Raw genomic sequence first — 23,059 nt, 5'->3', positions numbered from 1 at the left:
CCGGCTAGTGTTTCATTGGTGGGTACAGGGATGCATGCCGAAACACCATCCGGCAAGTCGTGCGGGCAAGCTGCGCATGATGGCGCGTTTCAGTGCGTGCCGCCAAAGGCAGCATGCAGCGGGCTGATATTTTTTCTGCTGCCGGGTGTGTTCGCTTTCGGCAGCACTTTCTGGTCGCCATACTCCAGGCGGAATCGCGCGAAATCGGCGGCAGGAACCGGCCTTGAAAAATAATAGCCCTGCATGATGTGGCAGCCGTAGGCGTGCAACAGGCACATCTGTTCGTGGGTCTCGACACCTTCGGCGATGACGCGAAGGTCAAGGCTCTTCGCCATGGCGATGATGGCCGCCACGATGGCTTCGCTGTCAGAGCCTTTTTGCAAATCACGGACAAAGGAGGCGTCGATCTTCAGGGTATCGATCGGCAGGCGGCGCAGGTAGGAAAGCGAGGAATAGCCGGTCCCGAAATCGTCCACCGACAGGCGTATGCCCAAGGCGGTCAATGCATCCAGTACGGGCAGCGTCGTGGCCAGATTGCGCATCACCGAGGTCTCGGTGATTTCCAGTTCCAGGTATTCCGGCGCAATTCGCTGACGCGTGAGAATTTCCTGAACCAGATCGACAAAATTGGCGCATTCGAATTGGCCGCCCGGGATGTTTACCGCAATCGGCATCGGCTCGAAGCCGGAATCGATCCAGGCACGATTGCGGCCCATGACATTATTGAGCGCCCATTCTCCAAATGAAACGATCAGCCCGATCTCCTCGGCGATGCTGATGAATTCACCGGGCGGTACGAGGCGGCCGTCGCATTGCCAGCGCATCAGTGCTTCCGCGCCGATGATCTTGCCCAGACGGGTATCGATTTGGGGCTGGTAGTACATGACGAGTTCATTGCGGTCGAGCGCCTTGTGCAGGGCTTGTTCGAGCAATAGCCTTTCCTTGGATGTTGCATTTAATCCCGGCCGGTAAACCTGCAGCGTATTGACGCCATTTGTCTTGGCCGTGTTCATGGCAATATCAGCGTAGCGCATCAAGGTATCGGCATCATCGCCGTCACGCGGGTACGCGGCGATGCCGATTGAGGCGCTGGTCACGCACTCGTGGTCGCCGACGGGAATGGGTTTGCAGAGGGCACTCTGAACATGGCGGGCGACAGCTTCTGCTTCGCCGGCGCCGGAGAGCCCGGTCAGCATGATCGCGAACTGGTCACCGGCGAGACGCGCCACCAGATCCGTGGAGGAGCCTTTCAGGCCGCGATCGCGGACGGATTGGTTGAGGCGCAATGCGATCTCGGTCAGCAGATGATCGCCGGCGGCGTAACCGAGCGTGTCATTGATATGTTTCAGGCGGTTAAGGTCCAGGAACAGCAGCACCACTGGCGAACGATCCGGCCGCGCACGTTCGATCGTTGACACCAGTTGTTCGTGGAACTGGCGGCGATTCGACAGGCCGGTAAGACTGTCGTAATTGGCGAGCACGCGGATCTGGTCTTCGTTGCGCTTGCGTTCGGAAATGTCCTGAATCACGCCGTAGACGCGCGACATGGCGCCATCGTTGCTGCGTTCGACTTCGATTTCGAGGCGCACGGCGCGAATGGCGTCGTCCATCCCCACGAGGTGGCATTCAAATTGGGTGGATCCACTTTCACCCAGGATGCGCGCAACGATCCCCTCCACGCGCAGCCGTTCATCGGCCTGCACGTACTGGAACAGTTTTGCAATGTCGCACACCGACATCGAGATCGGATGGGATGAAAGTGCGTTCGGGCTGCCCATCAGGCGAAAGCATTCCTCGGAGGCGAGGAAGCTGCGACGCGCCACATCCCACTCCCAGTAACCGAGGCGCGCGATGCGTTGTGTCCACGCTTCCTTGTTGCGGCTTTCGGCGAGTTCGTCGCGCATGCGGCTGGCGCGGTGCAAATAGCGGATGCGTTGCACCAGCAGCGTCCAGTGATCGGATTTGACAAAAAAATCCGTCGCGCCGGCGTCATAGGCGCGCGAGATGGAATTGTCATCGTCAAGGCCGGTCAGCATCAGGATCGGCAAATGTTCGGCGCCGGGCAGCGCGCGAATTCTCCGGCAGACCTCGAAGCCATCCATTCCCGGCATCATCGCATCGAGCAGGATCACGTCGGGCCGTTCGGTCTGCACGGCGGCGATGCCTTGCTCGCCACAATCTGCTTCGGTCACGGCAAAGCCGCGCTCCTCGAGATTCAGCACCGTCATCAGACGGCCACCATCGTCGTCGTCGATGGTCAGTACCTTCGGGCGGATTTCAACTTGATTCATTTTTCCATCCGGGTTCAATAGTCAGCAATCGCAAGCGGGTTGCCCCGCCGATTCCGATGCGCGCATATGTCACTGCCGCACGTTCTAATATCGGCAGAAAGGGCGACATCTTGAATACGCCGTGTGATTGGATTTGCCGGGTTGTGCGATGGCTTGGTGTGTCCCTCGGTGTGTGCTTTGGCGGGTCCCATAGTGTGTTCTGTACACACCGGGGCCAGTAGCGATCGCCAATACAGAAAACACAAGTACTGGTGCGGCGTTTCAGCCATTTGTGGCCGAAACGCCGCACCAGTACTTGTGTTTGGTAAATTTATTGGCGACCTCATGCCCGCTCGCCTTTAGGTTCGGAGCCGTATTCGGGATCAGCGCAAATAGTCGAACAGCGAGGACTTCATGATGCGAGCATAGCTTGCCAACGCGGCATCCAATCCGGATTGCGCCACCGTGAGGTCGCTGATTGTCTTGGCGTAGTCGATGTCTTCAACGGACGACAGCGTACTTTTCAGGTCGACGTCGCGCACCGCGCCCATATTGCCGAGCTGATCCAGTTCATTGAGGCGCGCGCCGGCACCGCCGCGCGCATCCGACATATGCGCGAGCGCCTGATCCATATTGGTCAGCGCCGTGCTCAGGCCATTGCTGATCTTGGTGCTGTTGCCGTTGGCGGGTATATCAAGCAGAGTTATCGCATTGCGAAGGGTGGTGAAAATATCCTGGTTGCCGCTTGGCACCACGGCGAACTTGTCGCCGTTTGCCGGGGTGCCATTGATATTGACGCTCATGCCGGGCAAGGCAATCGAGGCTGGTGCGGTGTAGGGCGTGCCGACGCTGACGGCAGCGTTGTTCGTCGTGTCCCAGATATCGTAGGTGGTGCCACTGGCGCCGGACTGGAAGCGGATTTCATAGTCGTTCCCGGTCAGCGACGCCGCATTGGTGACACGACCGCCGTCGATGGTCCCGGTACCGCTGTTGCCGGCATTGGCGGAATTGACAAACACACCATTGCCGTTCGGAATGCGCATGAATATGTCCGCGCCATTGAACCCGGTCCCAATGGAGCGGTTGCGCGAGACATTGATCATTCGTGTGCCGTCGTCAGCGACGTAGCTGACCGTGGCGGCGGTCTCGACAAACGGTGGCGTGTCTTCCCGGAATCCGCCAAACAGATAGCTGCCCTGTCCATCGGCTGAATTGGCAAGTCCGATGAGCGTCGCCAGGCCTTCCCGCAATTGGCCGGCAATGATTTTCCGGTCGCTGTCGGAATAGGCTCCGTTGCCGGCGCTGACCAGCAATTCACGCGCGGACTGCAAATTTTCGCCGATGGCGCCGAGCGTATTCTCCGCATAGGACAGACGCTGCTGCGCGATCTGCCGGTTCTGATCGAACTGTCCGTTGGCCGCAAGCTCCGAACGCAGGACCGCCGCGCTCGCGGCGCCTGCCGGATCGTCCGCCAGGCTGGCGATGCGTTTGCCGGAGGAGAGCTGATTCTGGATACGCGCAAGGTCCGACTGTTTGGTGGTGATGGTCGATGCAGCGTTCTGATACATCTGTGACGTGGAGATGCGCATGTGAGACCTTTCTATCGCCCGAGGCTGAGCAGGGCATCGAATACCGTTTGCGCGGTGGCAATCACCTTGGCGGCTGCCTGATACGCCTGCTGGTACTGCATCAGCCGGGCGGCTTCTTCGTCGAGATTTACGCCGGAGAAACTTTGCTCGGCTGCCACCGCGTCATCGCGTACCGCACCCTGGATGCGTGCATCGAGATTGGCTGCACGCGCCTGGCTGCCTACGTTGGCCAGTGTGGCGGCGAAGCTCTGCGCCGGAGTTCGTCCATCGACGATGCCGCCGGATTCAAACGCGGCCAGGTTCAGGCCATTGCGGTTGTCACCCGCCGGATTGGTATTGGGACGGATGGTCACCGTGTCGCCGGCACGCGGTGTGCCGGAAAAGTCAAGTGTCCAGCCGTTGAAGCTGATTGGCGTCCCGGCCGTGTAGGTTTGCGCGGTCTGGTTGCCGGTGCCAACGCCGGCGACATCAAAGGTATTCGGCCCGGTAAACGTCAGCGTGACGGGTTGTGTGAGATTGGCGTTCGGCGTTGCATCGAGGCTGAGGCCCTGTACGGCGATGTTGCCGGCATTGCCAAGCGTGGCATTGGCGGCAACCGGCAGCGCCAGTGCTACCCGCTGCGGATCCATGAAGGCGGCGGCGATGCCGCCTGCGCGTGTCGAGACCGGCTTTAACGTGAAGCTGTCGCCGGCCGCCATCGCGCCGGAAGCGATGCTGATGCCGAACCCGTCCACGGTCGCGGGCATGGCGGCAAAGGATTGTTGCGTGCTGTCGCTTAATCGCGTGAGTTGATAGTTGGCGCCGTCAAAATCGAGACGGTAGTCGCTCGCCTTGAGTTGCGAGGCGTCAGCGATGGAAATATTCACCGCCGCGTTGCCCGTATTGGTGGACAGCGGGTAACTGACCGCGGCCGGAAGCGTGAACAGGTCACCGCCACTATTGCCATTCAGGTCGAGACCGCGCTGATGCTGCTGATTCAGGGGCGTGGCAATGGCGATCGCCAGGCGGCCCAGTTCGGCTTCGGCGCCCGCCAGGTCCCGATTGTGTATGTTCATCATGGCCGCGACCTTGCCGCCCATCGCGCTGCCGTCGCTACCCACCATTACGTTGCCGGCAGGACCCTGAAGGATCAGCGCGACTTTGTCCGGATCGGCGGGGTCCGCGCCAATCACCAATTTACTCACGCGATCTCCCACCACCAGCGGCTGTCCGTTGCCCACCAGCAGGTTGACCGAACCGTCGCTTTGTTCAATGGTGGTCACGCCAATTTCGCCGGCGATATTGCGGATCAGGTTATCGCGCTGATCCATCAGATCGTTTGGCGACATGCCGGATGCGAGGGCCAGCGAGATCGCCGAGTTCAGCGAGGCCACCTGGCGGCCCATTTCGTTGATATTGTTCAGTGACAGCGACAGGTCCCGGGCCGCGGTATCCTTGAGAATATTGATCCCGTCGATGGCCTCCGAAAATCTTGCCGCCAGATTGCGTGTCTCGTCGAGGAAGGCCGTGCGCTGCGCCGTGGACGACGGTTGGGCGGAAAGGGCCTGCAAGCTGTTGAAGAAGCTGTCGACCGCCGCACCGACACCGCTCGTGGAATCGCCCAGCAGCCTGTCGAGCCGGCCAATGTAGGCGGCCTGTGCGCCAGCCTCGCTGGCACGCGCCTCGGCGCGATTGGCTTCGCTGCTGGCGAGTTCGCTGTAGACCCTCGATACGTTCGTGACGCTGACACCGTTGCCAATGTATCCCGCGCCGAAAGTCGATGTCTGATTGGTTTGCTGGCGTTTGTAGCCGGGCGTGGATACATTGGCAATATTGTGGCCGGTGGTCTGCAACGCTGCGTAGGCCGCGGTCAGGCCGCTGGCGCCAATATTCAAGATTCCACTTGCCATGTCGGGTTCCTGTCGGGTTCGCTATAACTTTTTGTCGTATTCGGCAGTTAATCGGCAGAAACGGCGAATACTTTAGGCTTGCCGGTCGATTTGCACCGCGTCATTGATGACCCTTGTCAGCTTGGTGGCGTAGGCCGGGTCGGTCGCATAGCCGGCGCGTTGCAGACCTTGTGCGAAAAATTCGATACCCTGGCGCGCGGTCCTGACCACGTTGGCATAGCGCGGATTGTCGGCGATGAGCTTTGCGTAGTCGGCAAAACCCTCGGCGTAGGAGGCGTAGGCGCGGAATTTTTCGACGACCTTCCTGCCTACGCCGTTGACGAATTCGGTCGTGGATACATCGACTGTCGGCCCGCTCCAGTTGCCGGTCGCCTTGATGCCAAATACATTGAACGCGGATTGTCCGCTGCCATCCTTGATTTCGCGCTTGCCCCAGCCGGATTCCAGCGCTGCCTGGCCGATCATGAATTTGGCCGGGACGCCCGTCTTCAGTTCCGCTTCTTTCGCATGCTGTGACATGCGTACGACAAAATCGCGTTTGCGTTCGGTTGAATTGACCGTGGCGGGTTTTACAGTTTCCATCGCGGCGGCGGTGGCTGTCGCGGGTGTGGCCGCCGTAGCCTGGCGCATGACCTGAATTGCCTGTGGTGAATTTGGTCGAATCGCGGGGGCGGATGCCGATGCCGATGTCGTTTTGGGGGTGACCCGCGCCGCGGAGGATCGCGAAGCCAGGGCGGAAGCGGAAACGGTACTCGCATGGGCGCCCGCCGCCGGCTTCACATTCCGGCTGAGTTGCTTCACCAGCATGTCCGCGAGTCCGGTGCCTTTGCTGGCGAGGTTTTGCGACAGTTGCTGATCGAGCATGGTGGTGTAGGTGTCGCCCGCGCTCGACGACATCAGCCCATCCTTGGGAAGCGAGTCGCGCATGTTCTTCAGAAGCATGTTCATGAACAGCGCTTCGAATTGCGTGGCAGCGGTTTTCAGCGCCTTGTCTGGCGATTCGTGTGCGGTGCGCTTGAGGCTGTCGAGCCCGCGGGAATCGAGCGCCATCTGATTGATCGGCAGGCTCATCAGATTACCTCGAGCTCGGCGCGTAACGAACCCGACGCCTTCATTGCCTGCAAAATCGCCACCAGGTCTTGCGGATTCGCGCCGAGTGCGTTCAGCGCCTTGACGACATCGGACAGTTTGGCGCCGCCCTCCATCATCATCAGGTTGCTGCCTTCCTGCTTCATCTGGATATCGACTTTTTCCGACACCACGGTTTGCCCCTGGCTGAGCGGCGCGGGCTGGCTGATCACCGGCGTGGAGTTAATGGAAATCGACAGGTTGCCGTGCGCCACGGCACAGCGTTCCAGCATCACCATCTGGTTCATCACCACCGAGCCGGTGCGGGCATTGATGATGACCTTGGCCGACGGAATCACCCGTTCCACATCGATGCTCTCGAGTCGTGCCATGAACGCGACGCGATCCTGCGATGCAGCCGGTGCGGTTACTTGCACCACGCGGCCATCGATCGCATGCGCGACCACTGATCCCAATGCCGCATTGATGGCGTCCGTCACCCGCTGGGCAGTGGAGAAGTCGGTGGTCTGCAATTCAAGTGTAATGAGCTCGCTTTGCGCGAACGGGGAATTTACCGCGCGCTCAACCGTGGCGCCGGCCGGCACGCGGCCGGCACTCAAATGATTGACCTGCACGCTGCTTTTTCCGGCCGATGCGCCGGCGCCGCCGACGATCACATTGCCCTGCGCCATCGCGTAAATCTGCCCGTCCGCGCCCTTGAGGGGCGTGAAGAGCAGTGTCCCGCCGCGCAGGCTCTTGGCATTGCCCAGCGAGGAAACCGTCACATCAAGCGACTGGCCCGGCTTGGCGAAGGCGGGCAGGGAGGCGGTGACCATCACGGCCGCGACATTTTTCAGTTGCAGGTTGGTACCCGGCGGCAGTTGCACGCCAAGTTGCGAAAGCATGTTGGTCAGGCTTTGTACGGTAAACGGCGTCTGTGTGGTTTGATCGCCGCTGCCATCGAGGCCGACGACCAGTCCATAACCCATCAACTGGTTGGTGCGCACGCCTTGTATGTTCGCCAGATCCTTGATGCGTTCGGCGCGCGCGGACTGAAGAGAGCCACACCAGAATGAGGCGATCAGCAGGGTGAAGAAGAACAGGCGTTGCAAGGTAAGTTCTTTCATGGGGGACCCCGTCAGAACGGCAAGAATGTGAGGAAGAAGCGCGACAGCCAGCCCATGCGCTGTGCTTCGTCGATATAGCCTTTGCCGGTGTATTCCAGTCGCGCGTCGGCCACCTTGGTGGACTCGACCATATTGCCGGCCTGCAGCGTGACCGGGTTGATCACGCCGGAGAAGCGGATGAACTCGAGATTGTGGTTGATGCCGATCTGCTTTTCGCCGGCTACCTGCAGGTTGCCGTTGGGCAGCACATCGACCACAGTGACGGTAATGGTGCCGGCAAATGAGTTGCCGTTGGCGGTGTCACCCTTGCCGGCAAATTCGTTCGAGGAACTCGCTTGCAGGTTGGCGCCTTGCAGGAATTTTCCCGGCAGTCCCGCCACGGCGGGCACGGAGGCTTTGACATCGTTGGTCTTCGAGGCGTTCGACGAGGATGTGCGTGACGCGCTGTTCTTTTCATTGATGGCAATGGTGATGATGTCGCCACGGAGCCGTGCCCGCGGATCCTCGAACAGCGGGCGATGTCCGGCCGCCTGGAAGATGGCGCCGTTGTTGGCCGGCGTGGAGACCGCGGGCGCCGGCCTTGCCGATGTCGGCTCGACGATTTTGACGCGCGGTTCGATGTGCGAGCACCCGGCAAATACGGCCATCAACAGCAGAACAAGAACGAAGCCGGCGATGCGTGCAAGTTCGCGCAAGACATCATGACGATGCGCGCGCGACAGGTGCTCATGTGAGCGGGCCAGCGATTCAACGATATCCATTTGCATCACCGTCTGCCGGTTAGAGTTGGGAAAGTTTCTGCAACATCTGGTCCGACGTCTGGATTGCTTTCGAATTGATTTCGTAGGCGCGTTGCGTTTGAATCATCGACACCAGTTCTTCGACGACGTTCACGTTCGAGGTCTCGACATAGCCCTGGTTCAGCAATCCAAGGCCATTGGTACCCGGCGTGCCGGCACTCGGCGTGCCGGACGCGGCGGTTTCGGTGTAGAGGTTCTGGCCGATGGCTTGCATGCCCGCGGGGTTGACGAAGTTCACCAGTTGCAGCGAGCCGACCTGGGTCGGCGCCGCCGTGCCCGCGACCGAGACGGAAATCGTGCCATCCTGACCGATGGTGACGGTTTGTGTGCCGGGTGGAATGGTGATGGCGGGCAACACCGGAAAGCCGTTAGACGTGACTACCTGGCCTTGCTGATCCATGCGCAAACTGCCATCGCGCGTGTAGCCGGTGGTGCCGTCAGGCATTTGTACTTGCAGAAAACCCTGGCCGTTGATGGCGACGTCGAGATTGTTACCGGTCTGTTGCAGGTTGCCCTGGGTAAAAACACGCGCGGTCGCGACCGGCCGGACGCCGGTCCCGATCTGCAAGCCGGTCGGCAATTGGGTTTGTTGCGAGGTTGCCGCGCCCGGCTGGCGAATGGTCTGATACAGCAGGTCCTCGAATACCGCGCGCGAACGTTTGAAGCCACTGGTCGAGACGTTGGCGAGGTTGTTCGAGATGACGTCCATCGATGTTTGCTGCGCGTCCATCCCGGTTTTGGAAATCCACAGTGAGCGAATCATGTTTGCCCTTTCATCGGTGCCATGTTTTGTATCAGCCGTTGGCCGAGAGCAACTTGTTGGCGTCGCGCCCATTTTGTTCGGCGGTGCTCATCAGGCGCATCTGCGTTTCGAACTGGCGGGCGACGGCGATCATGCCGACCAGTGCGTCAATGGGATTGACGTTGCTGCCTTCTAGCGTGCTATCGACCAGCTTGACGTTGTTATCCGTCGCCGCCGGGTTGCCATCGATGGCGCGCAGCAATCCGTCACCACCCTTGACCAGACTTGCCGCGGGCGGATTGACCAGCTTGATGCGGCCCACGACGTTGACACTTTTGTTATCGCCGCCGGCTGTCGCGCTGACGGTTCCATCGCGGCCAATTGTGACGCGGGAATTTTCGGGAATGGTGATCGGCCCGCCATCACCTTGCACCACCAGGCCGGAACGGGTGCGCAGCGTGCTGTCGGCGCCGACGTCGAGCGAGCCGGCGCGCGTATACGCCTCGCCGCCATCGCGCGCTTCCACCACCAGAAAGCCTTCACCTTCGATGGCGACATCCAGATTGCGACCGGTCGCCTGCAGTGTGCCGGGCGTGCTGTCAAAGCCGGGCGTTGACTCGGCGACGAAGACGCGTGTACCCGGCCCCTGGCCTTGCACCGGCACCGCGCGAAATGCATCCAGATCGGCGCGGAATCCGGGCGTGTTGGCGTTGGCCAGATTGTGGGCGATGGTTTCCTGCCGGTGCAGCAACTGCTTGGCGCCGGCGGAAGCGAGGTAGGCAAGACGGTCCATTTTGAGCGATCAGGTTGGCAGGAAAGTTTTCAGGGAGAGATTCAAGCAGAGATTCATCAACGCAGATTGACGATCGTCTGCATCAGGGAATCCTCGGTCTTGATCGTCTGCGCATTGGCCTGGTAGATGCGTTGCGCGGTGATCATGTTGACCAGCTCCTGCGTCAAGTCGACGTTGGCTTCTTCCACCGCGCCGGCCTGCAGTGCGCCAAGCACGCCCGCGCCCGGTGCGCCGACCAGCGGCAGGCCGCTGGCCGATGTCTCGGCCCACTGGTTGTTGCCCAGCGGAGCAAGTCCCTGTGAATTGCTGAAAGAAGTAAGTGCAATCTGTCCCTGGGCAAGCGTCTGGCCGTTGGAGTAGCGTCCGACGATGACCCCGTCGGCACCGATGCCGAATCCGCCCAGCTTGCCGGCGGTATAGCCGTTTTGGTTCAGCTCATTCACGCCAACCGCCGTACCGAACTGGGTGGTGCCGGTGAAATCCAGCGCGATCGTCATCGTGGTGGTGGCGCCGCTGGTGGCCGGCAGTGGCACGCTGAGGTTGAACGGTAGCGTGGTAGCGGTGGTATCGAGCGAGCCATCCGATTGGAATACGAGCGAGCCCACCGCCGCCGCACCGACCTGCACGCCGTCATTGGCAGCAAATACGCTGTAGGTGTTGGCGGCCGTCTTCACGAAGTACAGCGACAGCGTATGCGCGTTGCCGAGACTGTCGTAGGTCGAGAGCGAGGTGGCGCCGTGATAGGTTGCAGCGTTCGCCAGGTTGAAACCAGCGGCCGTTAGCGCGGTCTTGCGCGAATCGAGGTTCAGGCCGGCCGTCGCCGTGCTGGTGGGGAGCGGCGGCAAGTCTGTCCTGGAAATGCGCAGGTCAACCGGCGTGCCGGTGGTGATGTTGCCGGCGGCGTCCGCCGCAAAGCCGGTAAGTCGCGCGCCGCCATTGCTGACAATGTAGCCGTTGTTGTCGAGTTGGAACTGGCCATTGCGCGAATAGGAAATGGTGCCGTTGGTGGAAAGGCGATAGAAGCCTTCGCCATTTATTGCAACATCCAGCGGATTGTTGGTGGTGGTGACGTTGCCCTGCGTGAACATCTGCGCAACGCCCGACACCCTTGTGCCGATGCCGATCGAGCCGATCGTGCTTCCCGCGAGAGTATTGGCATAGACGTCGGCAAACTGGGCGCGCGACGATTTGAAGCCCACCGTGCTGGCGTTGGCGACATTGTTGCCGATTACTTCGAGATTGCGTGCGGCGCCGCTCAATCCGCTCAAACCTTGTTGAAAACCCATGATGTTTCCTTTTCTTGTCCGGTGATTGAAATTAGATAACCATGCGAATGTCGCTGTAGTAGCGGCTTCCGAGGCCTTCAAGTGTGAGACGTACGCCTTGCGGTGTATTGGCGGTGCCTTCGACGCGTGCCGCCATCAATGTGGTGACGGGGATCGCCGCCGTGCCGTTGTAAGCTTTGACGTCGAAGGTGTACTTGCCCGCGGCGGCCATGCTCTTTTCGAGCGCGCCGCTCCAGTTGAATGTTCCCGCGCCCGCGGTCTGCGGACCCAGATTGAGTTGCGTGATCACGGCGCCTTTGTCGTCCTTGATGTCAACGGTCACGCGCTCGGCATCCTGCGACAGATCGAATCCGCCTTTCGCCGATAGTAAGTCGCCGGACTTGGCAAGTGCCAGCGAGTTGCCTTCCACCAGCACCTGGCGGCCGGGCAGGGTGATTGCCTGTGCGTCCTGGAATTGAGTCAGCATGGACAGCATCGATGCGTTGAGCTGCGAGATGCCCTGCACGGTATTGATCTGCGCCATCTGACTGGTGACCTGCGCATTGTCGAGCGGATTGAGCGGGTCCTGATTTTTCATCTGGGCAATGAGCAGTTTCAGGAACCGGTCCTCGGTCTCGTCCTTGCCGATGGTATTGCTGGTGGCGGCACCAAACGTGGAGGTGGATGTTGTCGCGGCGTTGATGGCTGGGTTGATGGCGATGGTCATTCGATGGCTCCCTAGTTGCCGAGCTGCAGGGTTTTCTGCAGCAACGTTTTTGCCGTATTCATGACTTCAATGTTGCTTTGATATGAACGTGCCGCGGACATCATGTTGACCATCTCGTCGACCGGATTCACATTCGGCATCGAGATGTAGCCTTGCTCATCGGCGAGCGGGTGCTTCGGGTCGTAAATCTTGCGCAGCGGGGCATCGTCTTCGATGATCTGGCTCACGCGCACGCCGGGCGTTTGCTTGTCGGCCGGCTGCGTGCCGACGGCTTGCGCCTGAAACACCACATGACGTGCCTTGTACGGCTGGCCATCGGGTCCGGCCACGCTTTCAGCGTTGGCGAGGTTCGAGGCCACCACGTTGAGCCGCTGACTCTGGGCCTGAACGCCAGAGCCGGCGATATTGAAAACCTTGAATAGCGACATGTGGCGGTCTCCTTGTTGTTACGCGTGACGGATTGCCTATTGACCCTGGATGGCCAGCGACAGCGTTTTGATTTGCCCGTTCAGGAATCGCAACGAGGCTTCGTAGCGCACGGCGTTGTCGGCGAAGCTGGCGCGCTCGGTATCCATCTCGACGCTGTTGCCGTCGATCGACAGTTGGTTGGGTGTGCGGTACTGCATGTTGACGCCGGGAAGTGACAAGGTGGACGTGGAAAGATGGCGCGCGTCAGTCTTGAACACGCCGGCGGCGGCGCTTGTGGGACTGCCGAACCCGGTGGTGGCATTCTGCAAGGCGGACTTGAAATCGAAGTCCATTGCCTTGTAGTTGGGTGTATCGGCGTTGGCGATGTTGGCGGCAAGTACCCGCTGGCGTTCGGCGCGCAGTTTCAGCGCATCGCCGTGGTAGGTCAAGGTGTCGCCCAACTGATTCAGCATGGCCATCTCCTGTTCGGTACGTTGCCTGCACGTGTATTCGGCATTCCCGCTCGCATGCCAATGACCTGATTACCTGTGATGCAAGCCGGAAATACCCTATGTATGGGATTCATTATCCGAACCGCATGGCAAATCGAACGGCCGAAAAGACCGGTAATGTCCGGCCTATTCCGGCTGTTTGCCGCTTGCGTGCGCGCGTAACATTTGCCCACATCAACAATGCGACGCGGCCGGAGCAATCCACAATGAATGCAATGAACACATCCATATCAACGGCCTTAACCTTTACCGCACGACGAATACAGGCGCGGATGGTTGCGATGGCCTTGCTGTCGGGCGGGCTGTTCATCTTTGCCGTCTTTGCAACGGGGGCAACGGCGGCAAACGCGTCAACGGCGGTCGTTGCGCAAATGCCGCCGGAAAGCAGCGTACAAATGCTGCTGGAACGCGAGACAGCCGGTATTCACGGCCGCGCGGAAATCACCGTTGGCCAGCTAGACCCACGCCTGGCACTGGCACCCTGCAACAAGATCGAGCCGTTCCTGCCGGCAGGCACCCGTGCCTGGGGCCGGATCAATGTCGGCATGCGTTGCCGGGAAGGCGCCACGTGGACGGTATTCCTGCCGGTCACGGTAAAAGTGTTTGGCGCTGCCCTGACGGCAAGGAAATCCCTCATGTTTGGGTCCACGCCTGCCGATAACGATGTCGAATTGCTTGAAAGCGAGCTGTCGCGTGAGCCTGGCACGCCTGTTTCGGATTTAAAACAAGTCGAAGGCCGCGTATTGGCGCGCGCATTGTTTCCCGGCCAGATATTGCGCCTGGAGCATTTCCGCGCGGCATCGGCGATTTCACAGGGGGATCAGGTCAAGCTGTTGGCAAGAGGCGATGGCTTCACCATTTCCGCCGATGGCGAAGCGCTTGCGCATGCCCTGGATGGCCAAAGCATTCGTGTCAAGACCGAAACCGGCAGAATTGTTTCGGGTACCGCCCGAATGGGCCGGGTTGTAGAATTGCGCTATTAGTGGAAAACCCTAAAGTTCTGGTTTGAAGTGTCGAAAATGAGGGTAAGACTTAAGGTTTCCCTCGCCGGGCAGCCCAGCAAAAGTCGACGACAAGGCAATCAAGGGTTTAACTGAGCGGAGAAAAATCGTGAAAATCGGCAATCCTTTGGAACTCTTCCGTAGCGGGACGCCCCCGGGCGGCGCCGCATCGACTGAAGCCGACAAGGCCAAAGCCATCGCGACACCAGCGCAGCCATTGAAGGGTGAAACCTCGGCCACGGTCACGTTGTCGGGCGGCCTTTCCACATTGGGCGTTGACACAACCAGCGACGGGGCATTCGATGCCAAGCGCGTTGAAGAAGTCAAGGCGCTGATCGCGGAGGGATCGTTCAAGGTGGACGCGGAGGTCGTCGCCAACAAGGTGATCTCCAGCAATCTCGAAGCGCTATTGCGCGGGAAGCGTTAGCACGCGCCATGAACGCGACACTGCCACCGGATATCGAAAACGCGATCGAGGATCTGCTCCATCGCGAGACCAGCGAGCTGGCACAATTTATCGGCTTGCTCGAAGAAGAACTGGATGCGCTCGCCATCGGCCGCGCCGACACGGTGCGCGATTGCGCCAGCCGCAAACAACACCTGCTGGGCCGCATCTTCGCCACGCGTGATGCCGTCAACGCCGTTGCCCGCCAGACCTCAAAAAACCCGCAACTGAAATCCGCCGAATCATGGCTCGCGCGTACGTCGTCGATTCGCATCAGTAAGGCCTTTGACCAGCTCACAGACCACGCGGAACACGCCCGCCAGCTTAACCAGCTTGCCAGCCGTCTCGTCCAGATCAAACTGCGCAGCGTCAACGATCGTCTCAATGTCGTCCGCCCGGACGCACGGCGCGATGCCGTCTATTTTCCGGAAGGTTTCGCCGCCGCGCAGATGCCGTCGCCGGGGATCATCGGTCGCGCCTGAGGGTTGCGGCAAACGCATAAACCCTAGCACTGGTGCGGTTTCCGAGGCATAAACGCCTTGAAAGCCTCACCAGTGCTAGGGTTTTTGCTTTGGGAAGGCTCATATTAGCCTCATTTCCGTTCGCCCTGATCCTTCGACGGGCTCAGGACTGGGTACGCTGCGCTTATCAAAGAGCATTCGGGACGTAGATGAATCAGTGGCCCCCTGCCATCTGCAATGCCATGATGTTATGATGCGCTGATGCGTAGCCAGGAGGATGCCATGCGAACCACATTGAATCTCGATCCACAATTACTCAGCACGGCCAAGCGCTTGGCGGCGGCACGTTCGGTCGCGCTGGGAGATATCATTTCCGAATTGGCGAATAAAGGCTTGGAAGCGCAAAGTCAGGCACAAAGCCAGCGTTCAGTGAATCGTAAAAGCGGTTTTCCGGTATTCAAATCGTCGAAGGGCGCCGCGATGATTGGGCTAAATGACGTGAAGCAGGATGAAGACTGATGGCCAAACCGGCTGCCGGCACGTCACGGCCTTCTTCGGCGCCCCATTTGCTCGACGCTAACGTTTTGATTGCGCTCGCCTGGCCGAACCACGTACATCACGTCGTTGCGCACGCATGGTTTGAAAAGGCGGGACATCAATCCTGGGCAACCTGCCCGCTGACGCAGTTGGCGTTTGTGCGCATTTCATCGAATCCCAAAATCATTTCCACCGCGGTCAGTCCGCGCGCCGCCGTGAAAGCCTTGGGCGAAATGATCGCGTTGGCCGGGCACGTTTTTTGGGCCGACGATTTGCAAGTCAATAACTTGGCCAGCTTCACCAGCAACGCCCTGGTGGGGCATCGGCAAGTGACCGACGCCTATTTGATCGAACTGGCGAAACGCCGCAAGGGCAAAGTCGCCACGCTCGACGCGGGTCTGGCGGACTTGCTGCCGCCGGCAGAGCGTGCAAGGTACGTTGCGTTCATTGGTGCGGAGTGATGGCATGGCCGGATGAAATTCAGCGGACGCTCATTGCCCGACCCGCTTCCGAAGCACGTAGATCTCCAAGATGGCGCCCAAGCCCTTTTGCACGGTCGTCAATTGGTCGATCAGCAGCCGTTCCAGGACGGTGCTCTTTGATAGCAGCAGGAAACCGTCGGGGTGCATCACGTCCTGCGACAGCATCATGCCGACCTGAAGGTGTTTGGCGCCGACTTTGATTTCATCGATTTCGTCTTCCGCGTCGAACGCCAGCAGTGGTTCGAGCTGGTCGATGACGGTTGGGTCGTAGCGATGGCCGCGGCCTTCGAGCAGATAGCGGCGGCTTTCCTTTTTCGATAGCGGCGAGGCGGTCAGCGCGCCGCTGCGGAGGTCGTCATAGTCGCTGACGGCGGCGACGATGCGCGCGCCCATCGGAATGTTGAGGCCACTGCGTCCGTCGGGATGGCCGGAGCCGTCAAAGTGTTCGTGGTGATCACGGACGATGGCGGCGATTCCCGCTAGGGCTTCAATCTTGCCGAGCGCTCCCGCGCCCATTGCCGGATGCTTCCGGTAAAGCGCCAATTCCTCCGCGTTCATGGCAGTGACGGGCTTGCGCAGCAACTCGTCGGAAAAGCCAATCTTGCCAATATCGTGCAGCAGCGCCGCGACGAAGACATCCTGGATTTCCGCTTCACTCATGCCCAGGTCGCGTGCCAACTGCCGCGATACATCCGCGACGCGGCGGGAATGTTCGCCGATGGTGCGGCCGCGTAGCTCGGCGATGGCATTGATTGCCCTGAGTGTGCCGAAATATGATTTTTGCAGGGCGGCATGTTTTTCATGGGCATCGTCCAGTGCGTGATTGAGTGCCTGGGTTCGCTCCGTCACCAGCACTTCGAGTACGGCATTCTGGTCGGCGAGGCCGTCGCGAGCCGCCTTCAGTTCGAGCTGCGTACGTACGCGGGCGAGGACGATGGCCGGACTGATCGGCTTGGTGATGTAGTCGACCGCGCCGAGTTCAAGACCGTGCCGCTCGTCTTCCTGGGCATCCATCGCCGTGACAAAAATGACCGGCAGTTCGCGGGTGGCGGGCGATTCGCGTAGCTTGGTCAGCACGGTGTGGCCGTCCATCTCCGGCATCATGACATCCAGCAGGACCAGGTCGGGCTTGGGCGAAGTGCCGACTGCCCGCAGTGCGTCCGCACCGGAGCGTGCGACGCGCACACGGAAGTGGGGCTGAAGCAGCGCGTTCAGCACGCCGAGATTTGCCGGCTCGTCGTCGACGACAAGAATGGTGGCGTCGGCACGACCAGCGCTCGTGGGATCCGCGTCGGGTTGTTGGTCCATTTTCATGCCTCGTGAGTTTCCAGTGTGCGTGGTTTCAGATCACGCAGCGTGGCGAGCGCACGCGGATAGTCGAAGTCCGCCAGTTGCCGCCCCAGTTGCATGGCCTCCGCGCCCAGCGTTGCCAGCAGAAGTGCGCGATTCGATTCAAATAGTGGGCCGGCCGAGGTATCGTCGGTGGCCAGCAGCGGTTCGAGTTGTTCAAGGACAATTCGCGTGCGAGCGGGGTCGGCCGCTAACTCGCTACCGGTATTCGTTGCCGTGGCCGGTTGCGCAAGCGCGGCGACAGATGCGAGGACTTTGTCCAGCGCGGCGTGCTCTGCCTGCAAGGTAGCCAGCAAAGCATCGCGTCGTGGTGGCGGCAAATCATGTTTGCGCAATGCCTGCTCAAGTGCCGCCGCGGTGGCCTGAATGCTAGTCGCGCCCAATGTTCCAGCGGCCCCTTTCAGTGCGTGCAGCCGTTGCCAGGACGTATCGGTCCGGCCCGCCGCCAGCTCGCCGCGCAGGAATTGCGCATCGTCGCGATGGCTCGCCGCGAATTGCCGTAACAGTCTCACGTAGGCAACGACATCCCCGTCCAGGGCGGCGAGCACCCGGCTGGTATTTAGCCCGCCGAAATTGGCGAGTGGCGCGGGCAGGCTTTGCGGCGTCGGCAGTGACGACGACGCGGCTGCGCGGGTATTGGGTGCGTTGGTTGTATTGGGTGAATTGGATGTAGTGGGCCCAGCACCAACCTGAGCGGAATTCTCCGACGCACTCGACAGCCATAACAATATGGTTTGGTACAGGACGCCGGGTTCGACCGGCTTGGTGAGAAAGTCATTCATGCCCGCCTCTTCGCAGGCGAGGTGATCCTCCTCGAAGACGTTGGCGGTCATCGCCAGGATCGGTTTTGTCTTCCAGCCTGCGAGGGAGCGAATGGCGCGGGTCGCCTCGAGCCCGTCCATGCCGGGCATCTGCATGTCCATCAATATCAGGTCGAATTCCATGGCGCGTGCCTTGGTCAGCGCCTCCTGTCCGTCATTCGCCGTCTCCACGTTCAAGCCTGCGCGCGTCAGCATTGCCGACGCGACTTCGCGGTTGATCGCGTTGTCCTCGGCCAGCAGGATTTTCGCGCCGGCGTGCAGGCGGCGCAATTGCGTTTCGGCATCGCCCGCGCCTGTCGATCGCGTTATGGCGGGCATGGTGCCGAGGCCGCGTTTCAGCCGCGCCGTGAACCAGAAGGTGCTGCCCGCGCCGGGCACGCTATCCGCACCGCTTTCCCCGCCCATCAGATTTGCCAGGCGCCGCGTGATCGCAAGCCCAAGCCCGGTACCGCCATACTTGCGCGTCGTCGAGGTGTCCGCTTGTTCAAAGGCGTTGAACAGGCGGCCAATCTTGTCGGGCGCGATGCCGATGCCGGTATCGGCCACCTCGAATCGCAGTAGCAGTTCTTCGTTGCGTTCTTCCAGCAGCCGGGCGCGAAAAGCGATGGAACCCGCTTCGGTGAACTTGACCGCGTTCGCGGCGTAATTGAGCAGAGCCTGTCGCAGCCTTGTCGGGTCTCCGCTCAGCCACGGTGGAATGGCATCGCCATCGAAGTCGATTTCAATATGCAGCCCTTTGTCCCGTGCCGATTCGCCGATGAGCGAGGCGACACTGTCGAGGATCGTCGAGAGGTTGAAATCGGTATTTTCCAGTTGCAGCCGGTCGGCCTCGATTTTCGACAGATCGAGGATATCGTTGATGATCGACAGCAGATGACGCCCCGCGCCGTCAATTTTGCGCAGCCGCTCTATTTGTCCAGTGGTGGCCGCTTCATGCTGCATGAGATTGGTCAAGCCGATGATTGCGTTCATCGGCGTGCGGATTTCGTGGCTCATGTTCGCGAGGAAGGCACTCTTGGCCAGATTCGCCGCTTCGGCCTGTTGCCGCGCGGTGATCAGGTCGGTCGTTCGCTGCGCGACCAGGTCTTCCAGATGGTGACGATGCCGATCGAGTTCTTCGCCATCGCGTTTCTTTTCAGTGATGTCTTCCTTCACCGCGACGTAGTGGCTTATCGATCCATCGGATTGACGCAATGGCGTGATGATGGCGAGCTCGATGTATTCGGTGCCGTCTTTCTTGCGGTTGTAAAACATCCCTTTCCATGGTCGGCCGTTTGAAAGCGCTTCCCACATGGCAACGTAAGTCTCGGGCGGGGTCTTGCCAGAATGCAGCACACGCGGATTTTTGCCGATCACTTCCGCGCGGCTGTAACCCGTTGCTTGCAAGAACGCATCGTTGACATATTCGATCTGGGCATTGACGTTGGTAATGGCGATGCTATCCGGGCTTTGTTCAACCGCCAATGAGAGCTTGCGGAGCTGTGCGTCCGCCAGTTTGCTTTCGGTGATGTCCTGATAGACCCCTAGTAGCCCGACCACCTGATTGTTTTCATCGCGAAGCGGTAACTTGGAAGTGCGCAGCCAGATCGTCTTGCCATCCGGCGTTGTTTGCGGCTCTTCGTAATCCAGCCTGGGGATGCCCGATTCCAATACAGCTTTGTCGTCCGCGCGGTACAGCGCGGCCTGGTCTTTCCACTGCATGTCAAAATCTGTCTCGCCAATCAAATCGCCTGATTTCGAGTGTCCGGCATCCTTCGCAAAGGCGGCAATTGCAGCCGAGGTAGCGCGAATCGAGATCCTTCCAAAAAATGCGGGCAGGCACGTGGTCCACAACGGACTGGAGCAAACCCGTCGACTTCCGGATTGTTTCTTCCGCCTGTTTGCGTGCGGTAATGTCAGTATGCGTCCCCAGCAGGCGCAAGGGTTGGCCCGTGGCGTCGCGTCCGTCGAGCGTGCCTTTGGAAAGTATCCACTTCCAGCCGCCTGAGTGTGTTCGTTGGCGAAATTCAACGCGAAAACGGGGGATTTTTCCGGCGATGTAATCCAGATAAGTCCGGATAACACGATCTCGATCGTCAGGATGCAGGCGCTCAAACCATGCGGTTTTGGTTTCATGAAAGTTGACGGGGTCGTAACCAAGCATGCTGGCGTATTCCGGGCTAACGATCGCCTCACCGGTTTGCACGTTCAGATCGTAGAGGCCCCGGTCGGCGGCTTTCAGTGCCAGTGTGAGACGTTGTTCGCTCAGTCGCAACTCCTCGTGCGCCTGTTTGCGCTCGCTAATATCCCGCATGATGCCGGTGAAAAACCGGTCCTTGCCTGAAGTCTAGCGCGCAACGGAAAGTTCCAGCGGAAATTCGCCACCGTCTTTGCGGCGCCCGATGACTTCGACGGATTTTGCACCGAGTGGCGGGCTGTCGTCGGCCAGCCGTCTTTGTACCCCCGCAAGGTGATGTTGCCGAAAGCGCTCCGGCAGCAGCATGGTCAATGCCTGTCCGGAAAGCCGGCTTCATCGTAGCCGAAGAGCCGCGCCGTGGCCGGGTTATGTCCGACGATATTCCCGGTGATGTCGATCGTGACCATGGCGTCGTTGGCCGACTGGTCCACCGCCCGATAGCGCGCCTCGCTCGCCTTCAGAGCGGCGTCCGCGCGCCGTTGCCGCACAATCCGCCAGACGGTGTTGGCGACCAGCCGAACCGTCTCGACGTCATGATCGGAATAAGTCTCGAGTTTATTGCCTACGCCTGCGATCATCCTCACCAGGCCACCGTCGATCACCGGTACGCTGATCAGGCGTTCGAGGCGCGCATGCCCGTCCGGCAGCCCATGCTTGCCAGCGGCGTTGGCGTAGTCGTTGAACACTACTGGCATGCGCTGCCGCAAGGCGTCCGCCCAGATTCCCGCCTGACTGATGGGATAGTGGTTGTCGAAGGCCGCATGGCAATAGTGTTCCAGTGTTGCACGCGACCATGTCACCAGTTCGATTGTTTGCTGGTCGTCGTTGACGAAATGGATGAAGGCGATCTGGCTACCGGTAAGTTGCTCGGCCTGCTCCAGCCCATGCTGCATGAATTCCACTTCACTCATCCGCTCGACCGCAAGGGGCAAATCCAGCAATGCCGCGGTGCGCCTTGAGGCGAGGGCCATGGCGGCTTCGCTGTTCTTGCGCTCGGAGATGTCGCGCACCGTGCATTGAAGCAATACTTGCCCGTCCACCAGCATCCGTGTCAGCAGAATATCGGTCGTGAAACTCTCTCCATTCATTCTCCGGCTTTGCCATTCAAAAAAATGCGAGCCTTCGCGCACCGCGGTGGCGATCATTTCCTGCGCTTTGTCAGCCGAGAGACGCCCATCCGGCTGGCGTTCGGGCGAAATGTCCCATGGCCCCAGCGCCGCGAAGTCCGTCTTGCTGGCGAATCCGAACATCTGCAGCGCCGCCATGTTGGCGCCGACGAAATTCCAGCTCGGTGGCGTTATCACGACCATGGCATCGCGCGAACCCTCGAACAATTGCCGGTATTTTTCCGTGCCACCGCGTTGCGTTCGTGCGCTGCGTCACGTGCAGCGCAACAACGTTTCCGGCGAGCAGTCGCAGTTGATTTTTCTGAATGTAGTCGATCGCCCCATGGCGTATTGCCTCGAGCGCGACAGTGTCCGACGCGGTCGCGGAAACAAAAATAAACGGTACCCCGGGACAACGTTCGCGGGCGATGGCGAGCGCGTCACGGCCCGTGAAATGCAGCAGCGTCCAATCGGCGAGGATGGCGTCCGGCAGCCGTTCGCCCAGCGCGGCGCGGAACGCGGCCTCGTCCGTTACCTGGCGCGCGCCCGCGGCCACGCCGGCTTGTTTAAGTGCGCCGATTTCCTGATCAATGTCGTCGATGCAGTCATCGACGACGATCAGATCGAGGAACGTTGGTTGACTGGCGTTGATGGCTTCGCGCTGGTTCACCTGCCGGGTGATTAAATGCGTTGCGACATCGCCCGCCCGCGTGAGCGAACGCGGAAGTCAGGTTCGCTATTTTTACGACAGAAAACTCAAGCGCTGGCGGGCGTTTTCGGGCAATTTCTTCCGGCGAAGCGCGCCAGTGCTTGAGTTTGTCAGGCGCGGTGCGACTGACTGTGCGTAAACGGTCTATCGCGGAACCGGGACAATCTGTTCCGCGCAGGAGGGAGATTCGGTGCATGGTGGCCGCCTGATCCGCCGACTCGGGAAGGGGAGTTGCGTGCGACATGCACGCACTCACCAGCCTTTCAGTTTGGAACGCAGCCGTGTCACCGCCTGCGTGTGCAACTGGCAAATACGCGATTCGGTCACACCCATGATCGCGGCGATTTCGCGGAAATTCAGTTCCTGCTCGTAGTAAAGACCCATCAATTGTTTTTCGCGCGGCGGCAGCTCGTCGATGTGTTTCACCAGTTCGAGGCGGAAGCGTTTGTCGTTCAGCACCTCAACCGGATCGCTGGCGGCGTCGTCCCCGGTGACGTGGCGGTCGAGGTAATCTCCACCGTCCGCGCTGGAGTTGTAATCATCAAAATAGAACAACTGGGATCCCTTGGCGTCCTGCAACAGCTCCTGATAGCGTTCTGGAGATATTTATTTCTGCGGGCGATTTCACCTCCGTCGCGCGTGCCCCGCAGCCGGTGTTCGAGCTTGACATGGCGGTCCCCGATGGCGCGCTGGTTTCTGCGAACGCCGCGTGGCAGCTAGTCGTTATTGCGCAACATCGAGCATGGAGCCGCGAATGCGCTGGTTGGCGTAGGTCTCGAAC

At 60.2% G+C, this 23,059-nt stretch carries 24 protein-coding genes; 5 read left to right on the top strand and 19 right to left on the bottom strand.

What is annotated here, in order from left to right; translation table 11 throughout:
- Positions 1 to 89: 89 nt before the first annotated feature.
- The 12 genes from IPP88_18440 to flgB all read right to left on the bottom strand — a co-directional run bounded on the left by IPP88_18440 (position 90) and on the right by flgB (position 13,151).
- On the bottom strand, positions 90 to 2,291 hold the full coding sequence (locus tag IPP88_18440; protein MBL0124617.1) for an EAL domain-containing protein: 2,202 nt from the start codon (positions 2,289 to 2,291) through the stop codon (positions 90 to 92).
- Positions 2,292 to 2,653: 362 nt separating this feature from the next.
- Entirely contained in the window at positions 2,654 to 3,859 is a 1,206-nt protein-coding gene (gene flgL / locus IPP88_18435; protein ID MBL0124616.1) for a flagellar hook-associated protein FlgL, read from the bottom strand.
- Positions 3,860 to 3,870: 11 nt separating this feature from the next.
- Complete coding sequence (gene flgK / locus IPP88_18430) at positions 3,871 to 5,748, bottom strand: flagellar hook-associated protein FlgK (protein ID MBL0124615.1); 1,878 nt, start codon at positions 5,746 to 5,748, stop codon at positions 3,871 to 3,873.
- Positions 5,749 to 5,820: 72 nt separating this feature from the next.
- Positions 5,821 to 6,819, bottom strand: a complete 999-nt coding sequence (gene flgJ / locus IPP88_18425; protein ID MBL0124614.1) for a flagellar assembly peptidoglycan hydrolase FlgJ — start codon at positions 6,817 to 6,819, stop codon at positions 5,821 to 5,823.
- Positions 6,819 to 7,943 carry a flagellar basal body P-ring protein FlgI gene (locus IPP88_18420; protein ID MBL0124613.1) on the bottom strand — a complete coding sequence of 375 codons (1,125 nt, stop codon included), beginning with the start codon at positions 7,941 to 7,943 and terminating at the stop codon, positions 6,819 to 6,821. The genes flgJ and IPP88_18420 overlap by 1 nt, the downstream gene beginning before the upstream one ends.
- A gap of 11 nt (positions 7,944 to 7,954) precedes the next feature.
- Positions 7,955 to 8,704 carry a flagellar basal body L-ring protein FlgH gene (locus tag IPP88_18415; GenBank protein ID MBL0124612.1) on the bottom strand — a complete coding sequence of 250 codons (750 nt, stop codon included), beginning with the start codon at positions 8,702 to 8,704 and terminating at the stop codon, positions 7,955 to 7,957.
- Between the two features lie 19 nt (positions 8,705 to 8,723).
- Positions 8,724 to 9,506, bottom strand: coding sequence for a flagellar basal-body rod protein FlgG (flgG, locus tag IPP88_18410; GenBank protein ID MBL0124611.1), 783 nt, complete (start codon positions 9,504 to 9,506; stop codon positions 8,724 to 8,726).
- Positions 9,507 to 9,537: 31 nt separating this feature from the next.
- Positions 9,538 to 10,278: a flagellar basal-body rod protein FlgF gene (gene flgF, locus IPP88_18405; protein ID MBL0124610.1), complete on the bottom strand. Its 741-nt coding sequence runs from the start codon at positions 10,276 to 10,278 to the stop codon at positions 9,538 to 9,540.
- Positions 10,279 to 10,334: 56 nt separating this feature from the next.
- Positions 10,335 to 11,564 carry a flagellar hook protein FlgE gene (flgE, locus tag IPP88_18400; protein MBL0124609.1) on the bottom strand — a complete coding sequence of 410 codons (1,230 nt, stop codon included), beginning with the start codon at positions 11,562 to 11,564 and terminating at the stop codon, positions 10,335 to 10,337.
- Positions 11,565 to 11,595: 31 nt separating this feature from the next.
- A complete protein-coding gene (locus IPP88_18395; GenBank protein MBL0124608.1) occupies positions 11,596 to 12,270 on the bottom strand; it encodes a hypothetical protein in 675 nt (224 codons plus the stop codon).
- Between the two features lie 11 nt (positions 12,271 to 12,281).
- Complete coding sequence (flgC, locus tag IPP88_18390) at positions 12,282 to 12,698, bottom strand: flagellar basal body rod protein FlgC (GenBank protein MBL0124607.1); 417 nt, start codon at positions 12,696 to 12,698, stop codon at positions 12,282 to 12,284.
- A 36-nt stretch (positions 12,699 to 12,734) separates the two neighbouring features.
- Positions 12,735 to 13,151 (bottom strand): flagellar basal body rod protein FlgB, encoded by a 417-nt coding sequence (gene flgB, locus IPP88_18385; GenBank protein MBL0124606.1) that lies wholly within the window; start codon positions 13,149 to 13,151, stop codon positions 12,735 to 12,737.
- Between the two features lie 254 nt (positions 13,152 to 13,405).
- On the opposite strand from flgB, the gene flgA reads away from it, so the two are divergent.
- From flgA to IPP88_18360, 5 genes are all read left to right on the top strand, one after another.
- The gene (flgA, locus tag IPP88_18380) at positions 13,406 to 14,173 is read left to right on the top strand and encodes a flagellar basal body P-ring formation protein FlgA (protein ID MBL0124605.1); all 768 of its coding nucleotides are present in this window, start codon (positions 13,406 to 13,408) and stop codon (positions 14,171 to 14,173) included.
- 127 nt (positions 14,174 to 14,300) lie between these two features.
- Positions 14,301 to 14,618, top strand: a complete 318-nt coding sequence (gene flgM, locus IPP88_18375) for a flagellar biosynthesis anti-sigma factor FlgM (protein MBL0124604.1) — start codon at positions 14,301 to 14,303, stop codon at positions 14,616 to 14,618.
- 8 nt (positions 14,619 to 14,626) lie between these two features.
- Positions 14,627 to 15,118: a flagellar protein FlgN gene (locus IPP88_18370; GenBank protein MBL0124603.1), complete on the top strand. Its 492-nt coding sequence runs from the start codon at positions 14,627 to 14,629 to the stop codon at positions 15,116 to 15,118.
- Positions 15,119 to 15,379: 261 nt separating this feature from the next.
- Positions 15,380 to 15,616: a hypothetical protein gene (locus IPP88_18365; GenBank protein MBL0124602.1), complete on the top strand. Its 237-nt coding sequence runs from the start codon at positions 15,380 to 15,382 to the stop codon at positions 15,614 to 15,616.
- Entirely contained in the window at positions 15,616 to 16,095 is a 480-nt protein-coding gene (locus IPP88_18360; GenBank protein MBL0124601.1) for a VapC toxin family PIN domain ribonuclease, read from the top strand. The genes IPP88_18365 and IPP88_18360 overlap by 1 nt, the downstream gene beginning before the upstream one ends.
- Before the next feature lie 30 nt (positions 16,096 to 16,125).
- Here the strand turns inward: IPP88_18360 and IPP88_18355 are convergent, their stop codons facing one another.
- The 7 genes from IPP88_18355 to IPP88_18325 all read right to left on the bottom strand — a co-directional run bounded on the left by IPP88_18355 (position 16,126) and on the right by IPP88_18325 (position 22,833).
- The gene (locus IPP88_18355) at positions 16,126 to 17,430 is read right to left on the bottom strand and encodes a response regulator (GenBank protein MBL0124600.1); all 1,305 of its coding nucleotides are present in this window, start codon (positions 17,428 to 17,430) and stop codon (positions 16,126 to 16,128) included.
- Positions 17,427 to 19,988 (bottom strand): PAS domain S-box protein, encoded by a 2,562-nt coding sequence (locus IPP88_18350; GenBank protein ID MBL0124599.1) that lies wholly within the window; start codon positions 19,986 to 19,988, stop codon positions 17,427 to 17,429. The genes IPP88_18355 and IPP88_18350 overlap by 4 nt, the downstream gene beginning before the upstream one ends.
- Position 19,989: 1 nt before the next feature.
- The gene (locus tag IPP88_18345; protein MBL0124598.1) at positions 19,990 to 20,580 is read right to left on the bottom strand and encodes a PAS domain-containing protein; all 591 of its coding nucleotides are present in this window, start codon (positions 20,578 to 20,580) and stop codon (positions 19,990 to 19,992) included.
- A 33-nt stretch (positions 20,581 to 20,613) separates the two neighbouring features.
- Complete coding sequence (locus IPP88_18340) at positions 20,614 to 20,769, bottom strand: hypothetical protein (protein ID MBL0124597.1); 156 nt, start codon at positions 20,767 to 20,769, stop codon at positions 20,614 to 20,616.
- Between the two features lie 2 nt (positions 20,770 to 20,771).
- Complete coding sequence (locus IPP88_18335) at positions 20,772 to 21,728, bottom strand: GAF domain-containing protein (protein MBL0124596.1); 957 nt, start codon at positions 21,726 to 21,728, stop codon at positions 20,772 to 20,774.
- Positions 21,622 to 22,239 carry a response regulator gene (locus IPP88_18330; protein ID MBL0124595.1) on the bottom strand — a complete coding sequence of 206 codons (618 nt, stop codon included), beginning with the start codon at positions 22,237 to 22,239 and terminating at the stop codon, positions 21,622 to 21,624. The genes IPP88_18335 and IPP88_18330 overlap by 107 nt, the downstream gene beginning before the upstream one ends.
- A 291-nt stretch (positions 22,240 to 22,530) precedes the next feature.
- Complete coding sequence (locus tag IPP88_18325; GenBank protein ID MBL0124594.1) at positions 22,531 to 22,833, bottom strand: sigma-70 family RNA polymerase sigma factor; 303 nt, start codon at positions 22,831 to 22,833, stop codon at positions 22,531 to 22,533.
- Positions 22,834 to 23,059 lie beyond the last annotated feature (226 nt).

The organism is Betaproteobacteria bacterium, assembly GCA_016720925.1.
In the GTDB taxonomy this organism is placed as follows: Bacteria; Pseudomonadota; Gammaproteobacteria; order Burkholderiales; family Usitatibacteraceae; genus UKL13-2.
Note: the sequence above shows the minus strand (reverse complement) of the source record. Positions and strands in the feature narration are given on the sequence as shown.

Excerpts from the sequence above, each read along its gene's own strand:
- IPP88_18440 (MBL0124617.1), bottom strand. The coding sequence starts at position 2,291 with ATGAATCAAGTTGAAATCCGCCCGAAGGTACTGACCATCGACGACGAC.
- flgL (MBL0124616.1), bottom strand. The coding sequence starts at position 3,859 with ATGCGCATCTCCACGTCACAGATGTATCAGAACGCTGCATCGACCATC.
- flgK (MBL0124615.1), bottom strand. The coding sequence starts at position 5,748 with ATGGCAAGTGGAATCTTGAATATTGGCGCCAGCGGCCTGACCGCGGCC.
- flgJ (MBL0124614.1), bottom strand. The coding sequence starts at position 6,819 with ATGAGCCTGCCGATCAATCAGATGGCGCTCGATTCCCGCGGGCTCGAC.
- IPP88_18420 (MBL0124613.1), bottom strand. The coding sequence starts at position 7,943 with ATGAAAGAACTTACCTTGCAACGCCTGTTCTTCTTCACCCTGCTGATC.
- IPP88_18415 (MBL0124612.1), bottom strand. The coding sequence starts at position 8,704 with ATGGATATCGTTGAATCGCTGGCCCGCTCACATGAGCACCTGTCGCGC.
- flgG (MBL0124611.1), bottom strand. The coding sequence starts at position 9,506 with ATGATTCGCTCACTGTGGATTTCCAAAACCGGGATGGACGCGCAGCAA.
- flgF (MBL0124610.1), bottom strand. The coding sequence starts at position 10,278 with ATGGACCGTCTTGCCTACCTCGCTTCCGCCGGCGCCAAGCAGTTGCTG.
- flgE (MBL0124609.1), bottom strand. The coding sequence starts at position 11,564 with ATGGGTTTTCAACAAGGTTTGAGCGGATTGAGCGGCGCCGCACGCAAT.
- IPP88_18395 (MBL0124608.1), bottom strand. The coding sequence starts at position 12,270 with ATGACCATCGCCATCAACCCAGCCATCAACGCCGCGACAACATCCACC.
- flgC (MBL0124607.1), bottom strand. The coding sequence starts at position 12,698 with ATGTCGCTATTCAAGGTTTTCAATATCGCCGGCTCTGGCGTTCAGGCC.
- flgB (MBL0124606.1), bottom strand. The coding sequence starts at position 13,151 with ATGCTGAATCAGTTGGGCGACACCTTGACCTACCACGGCGATGCGCTG.
- flgA (MBL0124605.1), top strand. The coding sequence starts at position 13,406 with ATGAACACATCCATATCAACGGCCTTAACCTTTACCGCACGACGAATA.
- IPP88_18370 (MBL0124603.1), top strand. The coding sequence starts at position 14,627 with ATGAACGCGACACTGCCACCGGATATCGAAAACGCGATCGAGGATCTG.
- IPP88_18365 (MBL0124602.1), top strand. The coding sequence starts at position 15,380 with ATGCGAACCACATTGAATCTCGATCCACAATTACTCAGCACGGCCAAG.
- IPP88_18360 (MBL0124601.1), top strand. The coding sequence starts at position 15,616 with ATGGCCAAACCGGCTGCCGGCACGTCACGGCCTTCTTCGGCGCCCCAT.
- IPP88_18355 (MBL0124600.1), bottom strand. The coding sequence starts at position 17,430 with ATGAAAATGGACCAACAACCCGACGCGGATCCCACGAGCGCTGGTCGT.
- IPP88_18350 (MBL0124599.1), bottom strand. The coding sequence starts at position 19,988 with ATGCAGTGGAAAGACCAGGCCGCGCTGTACCGCGCGGACGACAAAGCT.
- IPP88_18345 (MBL0124598.1), bottom strand. The coding sequence starts at position 20,580 with ATGCGGGATATTAGCGAGCGCAAACAGGCGCACGAGGAGTTGCGACTG.
- IPP88_18340 (MBL0124597.1), bottom strand. The coding sequence starts at position 20,769 with ATGCTGCTGCCGGAGCGCTTTCGGCAACATCACCTTGCGGGGGTACAA.
- IPP88_18335 (MBL0124596.1), bottom strand. The coding sequence starts at position 21,728 with ATGGCGGCGCTGCAGATGTTCGGATTCGCCAGCAAGACGGACTTCGCG.